The organism is Vibrio paucivorans, from assembly GCF_054053395.1.
The window spans coordinates 1387482-1400692 of sequence record NZ_CM133231.1; the positions used below are offsets into that span (position 1 = coordinate 1387482).

A 13211-nucleotide genomic window follows, 5' to 3' on the forward strand; every position below is an offset into this window, starting at 1 on the left:
GCTTTTGTTTGATAAGCATGCAGCTGGGAAATGGAACTTTTACTATGCCGCTGCTCCAAGGTGCGGAAAGTATTCGTGAGTTGGGGATAAGGCAAAATGGTGACATTGAAGTTTCGTTTAACCGTAGAGGGTATGGACGAAGAAACGTTTGTAGTTCGAGAGTATCGAGGGCATGAAACTCTTTCAGATGGCTTTGCCTCAAATGAGCCAATTTGCTACGGGTTTCAGTATCAAATCCAACTTGCTAGTCGTCAGTCGAACATCGGTGCCGATGACATTATCGATAAAAATGTGCTGCTTGAGTTGTTACGCAATGGCACGGTAGAAAAGCGAGTTCATGGTATTGTCCGAGAATTTTCAAAAGCAGATACCGGCTATCATCACACCTTTTATTCCTTGACTCTTGTGCCAGCGATCGAACGTTTGTCGTTAAGGAACAATAGCCGAATTTTCCAACAAAAAACGGTTCCAGAAATCATCTCTATTCTGCTGCAAGAGATGGGCATTAATGACTACGCGTTCTCCCTAACACGTGACAGTCAAGTTCGTGAGTTTTGCACCCAATATCGTGAAACGGACATCGAGTTTATGCACCGTTTAGCGGCTGAAGAAGGCATGGTGTATAGTTTTATCCATAACGAAGATAAACACACGGTGTTGTTCTGCGACGACAGCAAGTGCTACCCCAACTACGCAGGCATTGTTCCATACAACAACCTTTCCGGTGGTAATAGCTATCAGCCTTATGTGTCGTGCTTTATTGAAAAGATTCAAGCTGAAGTCAGTCACTCTACACTCAAAGACTATAGCTTCAAGAAGCCGGAGTATGGCTTCTTACAGCAGCAACAAGCCAGTGACATAGGCTATCAAAATAATACCTATGAACATTACGATTATCCTGGGCGTTATAAATCGGATGTATCGGGTGTGGTGTTTAATGAAGTCAGGCTCGACTACCTGCGCCGAGAGTCTCATCTTGCCAATGGCAAAAGTGATAACCCCCGCTTACAAGCAGGGACAAAATTCGATCTTTCTGAGCATCTCGACCCGACACGCAACCGCGAGTGGTTAGTGGTTTCTGTGACGCATACGGGCACCCAACCACAAGCGTTAGAAGAGGAAGCGGGCACTGGGGAAACCAGCTACCGTAATGAATTTACAGTTATTCCAACCAACAAAACTTGGCAAGCAACGCCTCACACTAAACCACAGGTGGACGGCCCCATGATTGCCATCGTGGTTGGCCCTAAAGGAGAAGAAATATTCTGCGATGAGCTTGGCCGCGTTAAGTTGCATTTCCCGTGGGACAGATATTCGAATACCGATGAGCACAGCTCGTGTTGGGTGAGGGTATCTCAAGGCTGGGCTGGCCCAGAATATGGCATGGTTGCAGTGCCTCGAATTGGCCAAGAAGTCATCGTTTCTTTTCTAAATGGCGATCCCGATCAGCCTATTGTTACAGGCCGCACCTACAACGCGATAAATACACCGCCATATCCTCTTCCCGATGACAAAACGAAAACCGTGATCCGCACTAAAACGCATCTTGGTGAAGGGTATAACGAGCTCAGTTTTGAAGACCAATCCGGTGCCGAAAATGTTTACCTTCGAGCACAGAAGAACTTCGATGCCGAAATCAAAAATGATTCGACTACGGTAGTTAAACACGATCAGCACACTACCATCGATAACGATAGCTTTACTCAAGTGAAAGGCTCTTCGCACCTCACTGTACAAGGTGAACAAAGGGTAAAAGTGGGTAGTGACTTTGCGATGGAAGTCGGCGGATTACAGCAAAAAGCCACGTTGCAAACCATTTTAGATGTAGGTGATGAAGTGCACCTTAAAGCAGGAAATAAGGTTGTGGTGGACGCCGGAAGCGCGATCACCATCGCTGCAGGTGGAAGCTTTGTCAAAGTTGATGCGGGCGGCGTTCACGTAGTTGGCCCCGCAATCAATATGAACTCAGGTGGAAGCGCAGGCTCTGGCAGTGGTTATTCAGGCTTAGCCGCAGAATTGCCGATGGGATTGGAAGAGATTGCGGCGCCTGAAGATGTCATTTTGGTGCCGAAAGTGGCACTTGAAGAATCTATGAGCCCACTACTTAGAACTCGCCAGATAGAGGCTTTACAGGGGGCGGAGCCTATTTGCGAAGTGTGTGAAGAAGCAAAAAACAATGAATAGCAATGTAAGCGGACAAAGAGACTTTTGGCATCAAATAGCGGCTAATAAAGGACAAAAGCTGTATCTCATTGTAGATGGGGCTCAAATCGAGCATCTCGCGAAAGCACTATACAACATAGAGGGGCAAATAAACTTAGAGCCTATTTATATGAGCCCCCCTTATGATCAACTGATTAGTGTCTCTCCCTATGTCATCGAAGTGACAGCTCAAGTTAAAGATTGGTTTTTCAACCTTAACAACCCAATGTCAGGGTACTTTATTTCTTCTGCTAAGCCGTTAAGCGAAGTGTGTGATGGTTTTCGTCAGGTAGCTCTAGCGCTTTCACCATATGGAAGTCAGGTTTTAGTGAAACTCGCTCACTCAGAATGTGCCTGGGTATTTTTCAGTACAGACTGCCCCATGTTTTGGGAGCAAGTTTCGGCGATTTGGGTTCTGACTCGGAGCGGATGGATGTACAAGGAAGCCCCTGACCATATCAAAAGTGATAGTAAACGTATCTTGCGCATTTCGGATGTGCAGTGGTCTTTACTAGGAAACATCGCGTGGAAAACGACACTGGAGCGAGCCGAAGTACATATGTTTAAGTTTAAGTGGTTTCACCAGGTTATGCATAGCCTTGACAGCCCTAGTCAGTGGATCGAGCAACATGCTCAATCTGCATATAGCAAAGGATTTACGACTGAGCGAGATCTTTTATTGTATTTCAATATTATCGGCTATTTAGGTGAAGAAGAGTTTCTCGATAGAGCTCTTCACCCGAAGATCCACTCTTTATTGGAAGAAACGTCAATGCAGACTCCATCACAAAGGGTCGAGGTCGCTGCTGAATTAGCTTACCAACACTTTACGCAAAACAAGAACCAAGAGGAACAAGCATGAGTAATCCTAATGACGATGCAAAAATGGGTCAAACAAAGGATGCTCAAGATCCTGCTGGTACCTGCCCTCTAAAGAAAAATACAATTCAGCTAATTCCGTTACGATATGGCTTGGTTGAATCGTCACCCGCAGAAGAAGCGATAGATCTTCCATTTGATACTAAGTCCAAACCGATGGGAGTGCGATTACTACGAGATGGATGGATCTACATATTGGTGAACGACGATGATGCGTGGGTCATTCATGAATATCGTGTTGAAGATGGGCAAGTGTCGCAACTAGTTTGGCAAGATAAAGAGGTAAGTAGCGACCAAAGGGTAAGCGCAGTAGGTGACTCTAGTTTGGTTTTTGAAAAGGTGAGTGTGCTTTATTGCGCATACTCCGAAATTCAATGGACAGCCAAGAAATGCTCTCAAGTTATTGGTTTTGAAAAAGATAGAGCCCGCTTTATGCAAAAAGTTAGCCTATCAAACTTTGATGCTGTTAACGGAGGAAAAGATCTCCTGACGCCAAAGCAAGCATCGTTCTTTATTGCTGAATGCGGTGAAGGACCCGCTCAACCAATTAATGACTTTGACTTCACCCCTTACGAATGGGAGCACAAGCCTCTTTTTTCTTCCACAGACTTTTCTAGTGTTAGCAGTACTGTGCTTGCAGAATTCCAACAAGATCACCTTTATCTAGTATTTAATGATGATATCGGTGTTCTTCGTGATTTGGCGAGTTATCAAGGGTTGGTTGCTGAATCTCTGGAAGAGTGGCAAGCGGACGAGCAACGATATCAAAAATATATAGAAGGTAGTTATATAGAAACCCAGCTTCGAGTGTCTCCCGAAAAAGTGGATGCACTGGCTACTGTGCTAGGAAATGAACACTTTATTAACGATCTTAGCTCTGAGCAGAAAGAGAGTGTTGTTGACTGGATACAAGAATACGACGACAAGTTTGGTGAACTTAGTCGCCCAACAGTAGGCGAAAAATATCGCATAATGGAGCAAACGTTAGGCGCAGAGAAAATGGAGGAATATCGCGACCTTATTCACGATATTCAAGAGCAGTTTTCTAATGACTTACACGGTGTTCCTTTTTGGCAGTTTTGGAATGGTTCGCACGGAACACAGGGTATTAAGAGTCTTATTAACCAAGATGAGATGGAGCTGTTTTTAGAGCAAGAGAGGGCAAAGCTAGCCTATTGGAGTGAGAGGCTTAATACCATATCTCTAGACCGTGTAAACTTCTTTGATCGCTTCTACGCAGCTGCGTGGTACTTCGATGCATCAACGAGTGTTCAATTAGAAGAATTTTTGGCTGCGGAATACAGTTGTATCCAAGATCTGTGCTGGAATGATGAAGCAAGCTTGCTGGTGGAAGAAAAGCTAGAAGAAATGCCTTGGGTCGCTACTTATCGAGCGATGTCTACTCTCTCTGTAGATGAATATGATAAGTTAACAGAAGCTATCGCAAAGAAAATCTCTGAAGCCAAGTTAATAGCAACATACCAAGAAGATCTTGCTAAGTTAAATGCTTTGGGAGCGGAGCTTAATTCGGTCATCAATAATCAATTGCATCATAATGAAACGATTCAATCCAACGAATCCTTAAACAGTTTTTCACGCCTTATTGATTCTACATACACCCCAGCGAATACCATAGGTTTAACGAATGCGATTGACGCTTTCTTTAAAAAAGCGGCCAACTATCAAAGTTTTAGCCCGAGCGAAGTGTTGCGTAATTACAGTGGGGCTGCGTGGCTAGGCTTATTGCAAGCCTATAGAAATACAGACATCACCCTAGGTTTTGCCAGCCAAAAAGAAATGAGTGCTTTTGACAAACTTCGAATGGATGCCGTGGCGCTTCGGGAAGAAAATACATCTTTGAAGAATAGAATGCGTCAGGTTTGGGCTGAACATAGAAAAAAAGGGCGCTCTGGCAATGCTGATGTCAGTGAATTAGTTGAGCAGCATAAAAGTAATCAGGCGATGTTGGCCAGTGTTGAGAATAAGATCCACAGTGCGATATTGCCTATCAGTGACGGGGCTGAAAAGTCGGGCTTTTATATCAAAGGACTGACAGAAGCTCAGAAAGCCGATGTAAAACAGTTAGCATCCGATTATAAGGCTATTAAAAATGTAAAAGCATGGAGTAGCCTCAATGCTTGGGATGGGTTGTCTGCGCTGATTACAGTAATGGCTGTATACAATGCAGTGGATACATATTCTAAACAGAAAATATCATCAGTTGCAGCACTGCGAGATACCTCGGCGGCAGTAAGTGCGGTTTTTGGTTTAGCGCAAGGGCTTAGATCTAGCTACGATACTGCAGCATATAATAAGGTGAGCTCTGCTGCTTCTAAGCGGAACCATGCGGCAACGTTAGGGCGCTGGACAACTGTTCTTGGGGGGGCTGCGTATATTGCAGGAGCGATATCTTCCGGGGTAAAATTTTACCAATCAGCCAACCAGTTTTGGGGTTCTGTTTCTAAAGGAGATACAGCTTATATTGCTAAACTTGGTACAGATGTACTTGCGGAAACTGGCATGACATTCGTCAATAGTTATGGTGCATATAGAAGCGCTCAAGTTGGTCTCGCAGCAATGAGTGCCAGTGGAGCAACAAGAGCTGCTATTTGGGCAAGTAACAGTAGTCGATTAATGGCTATTGGCATTAGGGTAAACTTCATTGGCCTCGTAGTTTCTGCAGTTCAGCTTGGTGTCACTGCGACCTATAACTATTTTAGCTTGTCGGATTATTTACAGTGGTTTAAGGAAAGCCTTTGGGGAAACGAGCCTCAACACCACTCCTTACAAAAGAGCAACCAGCAGTTAGCCCATATTACCTCTAAGCCTTCGATTTCAATAAAAAAACTGGCATCGGGCAACGCGCTGTCAATAGTTATGCCAGGGATCACAATCAACGAATTAGATGATGCAAAAATTGAGATAGCAGTGTATTGGTTAGTCGATCATCAAACCAATGACTGGCAGCCTTGGACGGAGCCCGCCGCACAACAATGGGTATGTTTAAGTGAGCCAAGTGATCCGCTGGAGGTTGGTTTACCGATCTTCCCCCGTGAAGCGAATGCAGAGCATGGGATCGGTATCGAGCTACGCTATTTCCCAACACCGGACTCGGAGGAACACAGTATAGTGCGTTACCAGACCAATAGCTTGAACCGGACAGGGTTACTGAATCAAGTCAGTTTGCTGAAAGCCAAAAATACCTCAGACGACAACTTGAGGCTATTAACAACCAACTAAAATGACTAGGCGCATAACGTGGCAAAAGAACAAAGTGTAGAGCAGGATTTCGATCTAAGTGAAGACAGGCCCTTGGCAGGGGAAGTACGAACGTTTCCTTTGGGGGAGGCATGGTTCTTTTCACCTAAACCTCTGCCGTCAGCAAGAGTTACCGCCGGCGGCCTAGGGGAGTCGGAGCAAATTCTAGAAATCAATGACACCTATATGGATCTTGGTCAGTCTAATCATGGTAAGGCCTTTCAAGTTCAGTCTGTTATGACCGGAAATATGTTTATGCTATGTGTGGCCATTGCAGTTTTTTTATCGGTGGCATTATCCAATCAAGCTGTACATGGAGGCTTCCTAAAAGCGTTGTTATTTGACCTGAAAGAGGGTGGGTTAGTGGCTTTAGGTGCTCTTTTATTTCCTTTATCAGCTGGTTGGTACGCCATCATCAGCACTTCCCTCAAGAAAGCGCGTGAAAAACCGATTCGCTTCCATCGTCAACGGAGGGAGGTGTGTTATTTTAAAACTGGGAGTGACACACCCATCATTGTTCCTTGGGAGGAAGTGGTGTCATGGGTGTCTGTTTACAAAGGGTTTACTGGGAGTGCGGTGGTATCGAATGTTACGTTTGGTATCGCGCTACCCGATGCAACAGGGCAAGACTATTGGATGTTTAGGAAACCTGTCGGACTAATGGAGGAAGGGCAGCTCCATTGGGAAGTGATCCGCTGTTATATGGAAGAAGGACCGGAATACTGGGCCAAACCGGCTGGAAATGAAAATCGAGCAACGTTTGATGAACGCCGTGCGCAAATTATAGATGACTTCAAAAGTAGCCCTAAACCTTTATTTGCGATGAGCATGTCAAACCCAACGGCGTCGTATTTCAATTTGTTTGGCTACTATGTATTTAATATTTTGTCATGGTGGAAGCTGCCGTATCTTGTTGCTGAGTGGGATAGTAAGATTTCAATGGCTAAGTTTCCGCCAGAGATCGATGAATGGTCTAAACCACTATCAGAAGAAGAATGGGCTAAGCCTAGTGACGAATTGCGCAAGCAGAAAGCGATAGCAGAAAAGCTCTATAAATCAGGTGGAAACCTTAAAGACTTACAAAAGCTCATTGCGTAACTTCGCTAAAGCCACTCTTCTGAGTGGCTTTTTCACTTTTACCTCAAGCTCATCTACACTCATCATTCCCAAATAAAATAGAGAAACACAAATGATTACCGCTCTTTATGCTTCAATTCTTGCTGGATTAATGATTTGGTTGGCGATTCAAGTGATTAAACAGCGCCGTGCGAATCAGGTGAAATACGCTGATGGTGGTGTAGATGGCTTGCAGATCGCGCGTAGTGCTCAGGGTAACGCGGCAGAGTACATTCCTATCACATTGATATTAATGGCGTTGGTGGAGTACAACGGGGCGAGTGCTTTGTTGATACATGTCATTGGTGTGAGCTTTGTTGCTGGGCGAATCATGCATGCTAAAGCGATTTTGAACGATAAGCTCAAAGGCCGGATAAGTGGGATGAAACTTACCTTCGCCGCTATGGCGGTGTTGATCGTACTAAACTTATGGTATTTACCGTTTGAAAAGCTTTGGTAATTGCCTATGTCACTTCGTGTGCCGCCAGCTTGGGTTCTGGTATTAATTGGATTGATTCTCAATGTGTTGGCGATTCTGATGTCGAGCATTGTACTGGATGAGTTAGGCGACGAAATCGCACAGCTCAATGAAAGTAAAATGCAGAACCAATACTCGATTCAACTCGCTTGGAAGAGCGTTGAAACGCTAGAGCGAAAACGTGAGGCATTGTTGCAGCACGTTCAGCTCAGCCCTGAAGGTGGTGACGAACAGCTACAGCAAGCTTTGCAAGGCCAACTTCAATACTGGGTGGGAAAAGATATCCCAGCGTTTACTCTAGCGAACTTGCCTGAGCTCATGATGTTGATAAACAAGGCTCAGCAAACCCATCGGGATGCTATTGACGAGTTCTATCTAGATAACTTGTCGATTACCGAAGTGATGCAAGCCCTCAACGATCGAATTGCGTGGTACAAAAACATCGGGCTTTTTTTACAGGTGTTTGGGCTTGCATTGATTCTCGCGCGTGACTTGGCGCGAAAGGAGTAAATCGAAATAGTGTTCAGACCCTAGTCTTTCTCGGATGGGAGCCTAAAGACTCCACCAATGGTGAACTCCCTCAGCTTTTCCTCTAACTCGACTTTTGTAAACGTATTTGTGCCTTCGTGGTATTTAAGGTCATACGCACTGCGATCTTTGAGCATCTTATTAACGGTGTCGAATGAATAGCGCTTCGTAGACCGTTCGAAGCTGATCTCTTCGTTTGTAAAACTTGTTACTCGATAGAAGACAAACTCATTGTCATCGGTTTTTTCAACGTCTCTGATCTTAAATGTGTTAATGACATAAAGATCACCTGCTTGAGGTGCGTGAATACGTGGGACCCACGTGTCGAGAGGGTCTTCGCCTCCAGGCATATAATTAAAGGCCAGCGCTAGTGCACCAAAAGTTGCTGCCGTCCATTTCCAATTGATGGTGATTAAACTGATGATTCCACCAATCACTAGCACCGTTTTGTTCACCCACCCGGGCACAGTGTCATATAGCCAGTGCCCTGAAGAGAAAGCTGCCGCCATTAAGATAGGTCCAGCTAGCAGAATAATAGAGCCAAGTATCAGTTCACCAGTTGTTGCTTCTTGTTCGGCAGTGTCATTTTTAGTTTCGGTAGACATCGTACATTCCTTGTTGAATATCCATCCAAAATGCTAATGGTTTTTTACTGTTTCATCAAACTTGGAAATAAAAAGAGCGCTACCCGATGTAGCGCTCTATGAACAAAGATTGGTATGTAAAGTAGAACGTTATCGAAAGAGAAGATGCTTAAGAGGTGTTTTTTCTAGCCCAACCACAATTGCGTATGTAAGGAGTAGTGTTCCCGTAAATACGATTAAGTCCTTGAGGCCTCCTGCCACACCAAGAATTCCCGATACATTCATCATCACGATTACGATGAGTAGGTGGCTTACGTAAACGGGTAAGATACGTTTGGCTAGGGTAAAGACCAGTGGGTGGTTTCCTAAATTCGGCTTAGCCAGCAACCACATGAAACAGCCAGTTGCCCATAATGCAGTGCCCATGAGAAAGTCATTCATGTTAAAGATTTGACCAAAGCTATGTAGGTAATAGGCCTCAATAAAGTGAATGGCCATACCTAGAAAGGTAACTGCTAAAGCGGTTGTTGCTCTCCAACGCAGCTCTACTTCACGAATCGTAAACCCTATTGCAACCATCAGTGTTGCGAAGAAGGGCCCATTGCGCGTGAAGAAGGGGGCATCTAAGTCCGTAATGATTTGGTAACTCCCTGCAAATACACCGTAGTAGTACAAAGCAATGGAAATAGGGAAGATCAGAAACGTTTTATCCCACTTCACAAGGTAAGCTAGCACAGCAACGGCGATAACCAATGCGGGGATGAACCACAAATGCACCAAGCCACCTTCTAGGAGTGAATTGAGCGGCGCTTGTGCAAGGTAATTCCAGTAGCCAGTGCGCTCAGCAAGATAGCCATGCTCTGCCACAACGCCAAGATTAAATGGCATAACTAAACTGATCACGCTCCAAATTAACCAAATACGAATTAAAGGCTTACTGTAGCTCTTTAATGTACCGATTGGGTCTTGAGTCAGTTTAGGCTGGATTAGAAACCCCGAGATGATGAAAAACAGTGGGACTGCAAACCGAGTGAGTTGGTTGAAGATATAACCAAACCAAGGCGTGCCATCATATTGGAAGTAGGTTAAGAACATCTGGCAGTGCAATGCAATGATTGCAACCATGGCGATGACTCGGCCTAGCTCAATGCTGGCTATTTTGTCTTTGGGGAACATTTCGTCCTTCCTGAAAGTGATGACTCGCAATAGAGTTGGCGAAGATACCAAGATACGGTCGTGCAAAATAACGTGGTAAATCAAGATTGATGAAGATAATTTGCGCGCTGGTCTTCAGAATAAGAGTCACTTCACGAAGTTACATTATTAGGAAGTTTTGCTGTTGCACTCGAAGGTATTTCTTGCTGTTAGATAAGGCTTAGCCCCGATAGAATAAAGATCCCTAGGGTGCAAGTTAGTAGAGAAAGCACCGTTGTCATCGCAATGATATTGGCAGCCAATACAGAGTTACCTCCCATTGAACGTGCCATGACATAACTAGCTGCAGCAGTTGGTGCGGCACTCATTAAAAATAATATCCCTAAGTCCATCCCCCTAAATCCAAACCAAATACCTCCTAGCGTGATAAGAAGTGGGGCGATTACTAGCTTGGCACTCGTTGCGAGCCAGGCTGGTGCTTGATCATTTTTTAGTGAGGTGACGTTCAGCGAACCACCAGTACACAGCAGCGCCAATGGTAAAGTCATGTTGGCGAAGTATTGTCCTGCATCGAGCGCGATGGTTGGAATTGGAATGGACAGAAAATAGCAGGCGACCCCGAGTAAAATTGCAATGATTAATGGGTTTCGAGTCAGAGATTTACTCATCATGGTAATAGCTTGCGTGGCTGAGCTTTCCCCGACGGGTGTGAGTGCAATGACGGCCTGAACGTTGTAGAGAATAGTAATCGCGGCGACATAAATAGCGGCTAGAGCGACACCACTCTCACCATAGGCATTGGCAACATATGCTAGCGCTATGATGGCGGTATTGGCTCGAAAACCACCCTGAATCACGACTCCATGATCGGATTTATTCGCGACTATGCGCCTTACAAACAGGCTGGTGGCGATAAAGAAGGCTAGGTTTGCTGCAACGCCGTATGCAATTAAGCTACTGCTCGAAGTAAAATCGTGTTCGGAGGTAACGATGCTAAGAAAGAGCATAATTGGCAGCGTGACTTGGAACACGAGCTTAGAAGCTACATCGATAAAGTTATCGTTGATGAGCCCGACTCGTTTTAGAAATACGCCAAGAAACAGCATCAAACAAATAGGGCCAGTGATGCTGGCAGAAAAAATCAGCTGTTCAAATAAGCTCGTCATAACGATCCATGTACTTCGCGTATCAACTTCAAGACAGGTGGTTTATTTTTCCACAATTAAACCGATGTGAGAAAACAATTTGCAAAAAAGTACGAACGTGCTAAAAATAAAATACAGTTGGAGTTGGAAAGATTATGCGCAAAGGTAAAGTTACCCGCGAACACATATTAACGAAAGCATTTGAGCTTGCTAGTGAGAATGGGTTAGAGAGCCTGACCATAGGCATGCTTGCTAAGCATTGTGGTATGTCCAAAAGCGGATTGTTTGCACATTTCAACTCGAAAGATAATTTGCAGGTATCAGTACTGGAACACGCTAACAATGTTTTCGTAGAGCGTGTCATTCGCCCTGCGAGAGAGCAGGAAAGTAACAGTATTGAGCAAAAACTGAAAACCTTGCTGGATAATTGGTTAGGCTGGAATCACTCCTTTCAAGGGAGTTGTATGTTTCTTGATGCCTGGAAAGATGCCAATTCAGAGCAAGATGCGACTCAACAAGCGCTGAAAAAAACCATCGCTGTTTGGATTAATTATTTACAGATCCAAATTGAGAAAGGGATTGATACTGGCGAGTTCAGTTCAACGCTCTCGCCTAGCCAAGCGATCTTTGAGTTGTATGGCTTGTACCTGAGTGCCAACTTGTTCTACTCAATTCATGGTGAACAAGCGAGTTATGAACACTTTTGGTTAGGCGTTAATCGGCTTATCGAAGGTTGGAAACTACAAAGCTAGGTCAGTTAAAAACCGAGTTAGGTAAACTAAGCAACTATTAGAGGGAATGAAGCATCATTCCCTATTAAAAATAACAAAATAGCACGGTCGTTCGTTTTTGTGCCGGTGCGAGGGTAAAACAATGAGTGAGAAGATCTATTTCAACACATCAACAAAATTCAGTTTTAAGAGAAGCTTAGTCAACCTGACGACTCGGCTTCATCACATCGTTGCCCCTAAGCATGCAACTAAAGTAGCGCGTAAGTTACTGCTCACTCCGGTTAGAAGTACGCCAAAGAATAGTGAGCCGAAAGGGCTTATTAAAGGGGAAGTAACGAGTCGTGATGGCGTATTGAAAACGTATCAGCTAGGAACTGGGCCTACATGGGTATTAACTCATGGTTGGTCTGGTACAGCGAGTCAGTTTTACCCTCTGATGGAACACATCGCTAAGCAAGGTTATACCGCATTGGCATATGATCATCCAGCTCATGGCGAAAGTGAAGGTGTTTACGGCCATATTCCTGCGTTTGTACACGGGCTGGAAGCAATCCTTGACTCGGCCGATGACGTTGCGGGCCTTATTGGTCATAGTATGGGAACGGCATCGGCGTTAGAGTGTCGTCATCGCAAGTTAGAAGATGTACCGATGCTTCTGATCGCACCGGTTCTAGACTATGTAGATAACTTATTTGGTAGCGTGGCTCGTTCCGGTTATTCGATTCGTCTTTTTGAAGCAGTCGTATCTGAGGTTGAAGAGCAGTACCGTTATCCGATTCATACCGTAAACCCATACCAGAAGCTTAGTGTAAGGTCATCATCAACGATTATCGTTCATGATGAGAAAGATAAGTTCACTAAGTTTTCGGTTTCTCAAAGAGCGGCCTCTGAGATGGAAAATGTCACTTTAGTTGCGACTCAAAACCAAGGGCACGGACGAGTGATGACGTGTTCGCAAGTGATGGAGAGTTTCGATAAGCTAATTGGCTGAATACGGAGTAAATATAGGTAGGGTGAATAACAATGCCATTCATTTATTCACCCTATTATTCCCATAGCTATCATTGTGTTAACGTCATTAACCTTTCTTTTGATAAGGTTAACAGTTTCATAAAGATTATTATCAACCTTGTTG

The 13211-nt window shown here is 44.5% G+C and carries 11 protein-coding genes; 8 read left to right on the plus strand and 3 right to left on the minus strand.

From position 1 onward, the window contains the following. Nucleotides 1-96 precede the first annotated feature (96 nt). From ACXABW_RS21705 to ACXABW_RS21730, 6 genes are all read left to right on the plus strand, one after another. The gene (locus tag ACXABW_RS21705; RefSeq protein WP_457525510.1) at nt 97-2184 is read left to right on the plus strand and encodes a type VI secretion system Vgr family protein; all 2088 of its coding nucleotides are present in this window, start codon (nt 97-99) and stop codon (nt 2182-2184) included. Then, nucleotides 2177-3064, plus strand: coding sequence for a DUF4123 domain-containing protein (locus tag ACXABW_RS21710; RefSeq protein WP_457525511.1), 888 nt, complete (start codon nt 2177-2179; stop codon nt 3062-3064). The genes ACXABW_RS21705 and ACXABW_RS21710 overlap by 8 nt, the downstream gene beginning before the upstream one ends. After that, on the plus strand, nt 3061-6321 hold the full coding sequence (locus ACXABW_RS21715) for a toxin VasX (RefSeq protein WP_457525512.1): 3261 nt from the start codon (nt 3061-3063) through the stop codon (nt 6319-6321). Before ACXABW_RS21710 ends, ACXABW_RS21715 begins: the two co-directional genes overlap by 4 nt. Nucleotides 6322-6339: 18 nt before the next feature. Further along, nucleotides 6340-7437 (plus strand): hypothetical protein, encoded by a 1098-nt coding sequence (locus ACXABW_RS21720; RefSeq protein ID WP_457525513.1) that lies wholly within the window; start codon nt 6340-6342, stop codon nt 7435-7437. Between the two features lie 91 nt (nt 7438-7528). Beyond that, nucleotides 7529-7915, plus strand: coding sequence for an MAPEG family protein (locus tag ACXABW_RS21725; RefSeq protein ID WP_457525514.1), 387 nt, complete (start codon nt 7529-7531; stop codon nt 7913-7915). 6 nt (nt 7916-7921) lie between these two features. Beyond that, entirely contained in the window at nt 7922-8443 is a 522-nt protein-coding gene (locus tag ACXABW_RS21730) for a DNA mismatch repair protein (RefSeq protein ID WP_457525515.1), read from the plus strand. Nucleotides 8444-8463: 20 nt separating this feature from the next. On the opposite strand, the gene ACXABW_RS21735 is transcribed toward ACXABW_RS21730, so the two are convergent. The 3 genes from ACXABW_RS21735 to ACXABW_RS21745 form a co-directional block, all read right to left on the minus strand. Further along, entirely contained in the window at nt 8464-9066 is a 603-nt protein-coding gene (locus ACXABW_RS21735; RefSeq protein WP_457525516.1) for a hypothetical protein, read from the minus strand. A 129-nt stretch (nt 9067-9195) separates the two neighbouring features. Continuing rightward, nucleotides 9196-10221, minus strand: coding sequence for an acyltransferase (locus ACXABW_RS21740; RefSeq protein ID WP_457525517.1), 1026 nt, complete (start codon nt 10219-10221; stop codon nt 9196-9198). A gap of 188 nt (nt 10222-10409) precedes the next feature. Further along, entirely contained in the window at nt 10410-11366 is a 957-nt protein-coding gene (locus ACXABW_RS21745; RefSeq protein WP_457525518.1) for an AEC family transporter, read from the minus strand. Between the two features lie 134 nt (nt 11367-11500). Between ACXABW_RS21745 and ACXABW_RS21750 the strand changes: the two genes are divergently transcribed. Together ACXABW_RS21750 and ACXABW_RS21755 are read left to right on the plus strand one after the other, a co-directional pair. Next, nucleotides 11501-12097, plus strand: a complete 597-nt coding sequence (locus ACXABW_RS21750) for a TetR/AcrR family transcriptional regulator (protein WP_252032978.1) — start codon at nt 11501-11503, stop codon at nt 12095-12097. 121 nt (nt 12098-12218) lie between these two features. Beyond that, the gene (locus ACXABW_RS21755) at nt 12219-13067 is read left to right on the plus strand and encodes an alpha/beta hydrolase (RefSeq protein WP_457525519.1); all 849 of its coding nucleotides are present in this window, start codon (nt 12219-12221) and stop codon (nt 13065-13067) included. Nucleotides 13068-13211: the final 144 nt, after the last annotated feature.

Bases quoted from the DNA above. Each gene is read 5' to 3' on its own strand.
- ACXABW_RS21705 (WP_457525510.1), top strand. From the start codon at position 97: ATGGTGACATTGAAGTTTCGTTTAACCGTAGAGGGTATGGACGAAGAA.
- ACXABW_RS21710 (WP_457525511.1), top strand. From the start codon at position 2,177: ATGAATAGCAATGTAAGCGGACAAAGAGACTTTTGGCATCAAATAGCG.
- ACXABW_RS21715 (WP_457525512.1), top strand. From the start codon at position 3,061: ATGAGTAATCCTAATGACGATGCAAAAATGGGTCAAACAAAGGATGCT.
- ACXABW_RS21725 (WP_457525514.1), top strand. From the start codon at position 7,529: ATGATTACCGCTCTTTATGCTTCAATTCTTGCTGGATTAATGATTTGG.
- ACXABW_RS21730 (WP_457525515.1), top strand. From the start codon at position 7,922: ATGTCACTTCGTGTGCCGCCAGCTTGGGTTCTGGTATTAATTGGATTG.
- ACXABW_RS21735 (WP_457525516.1), bottom strand. From the start codon at position 9,066: ATGTCTACCGAAACTAAAAATGACACTGCCGAACAAGAAGCAACAACT.
- ACXABW_RS21740 (WP_457525517.1), bottom strand. From the start codon at position 10,221: ATGTTCCCCAAAGACAAAATAGCCAGCATTGAGCTAGGCCGAGTCATC.
- ACXABW_RS21745 (WP_457525518.1), bottom strand. From the start codon at position 11,366: ATGACGAGCTTATTTGAACAGCTGATTTTTTCTGCCAGCATCACTGGC.
- ACXABW_RS21750 (WP_252032978.1), top strand. From the start codon at position 11,501: ATGCGCAAAGGTAAAGTTACCCGCGAACACATATTAACGAAAGCATTT.
- ACXABW_RS21755 (WP_457525519.1), top strand. From the start codon at position 12,219: ATGAGTGAGAAGATCTATTTCAACACATCAACAAAATTCAGTTTTAAG.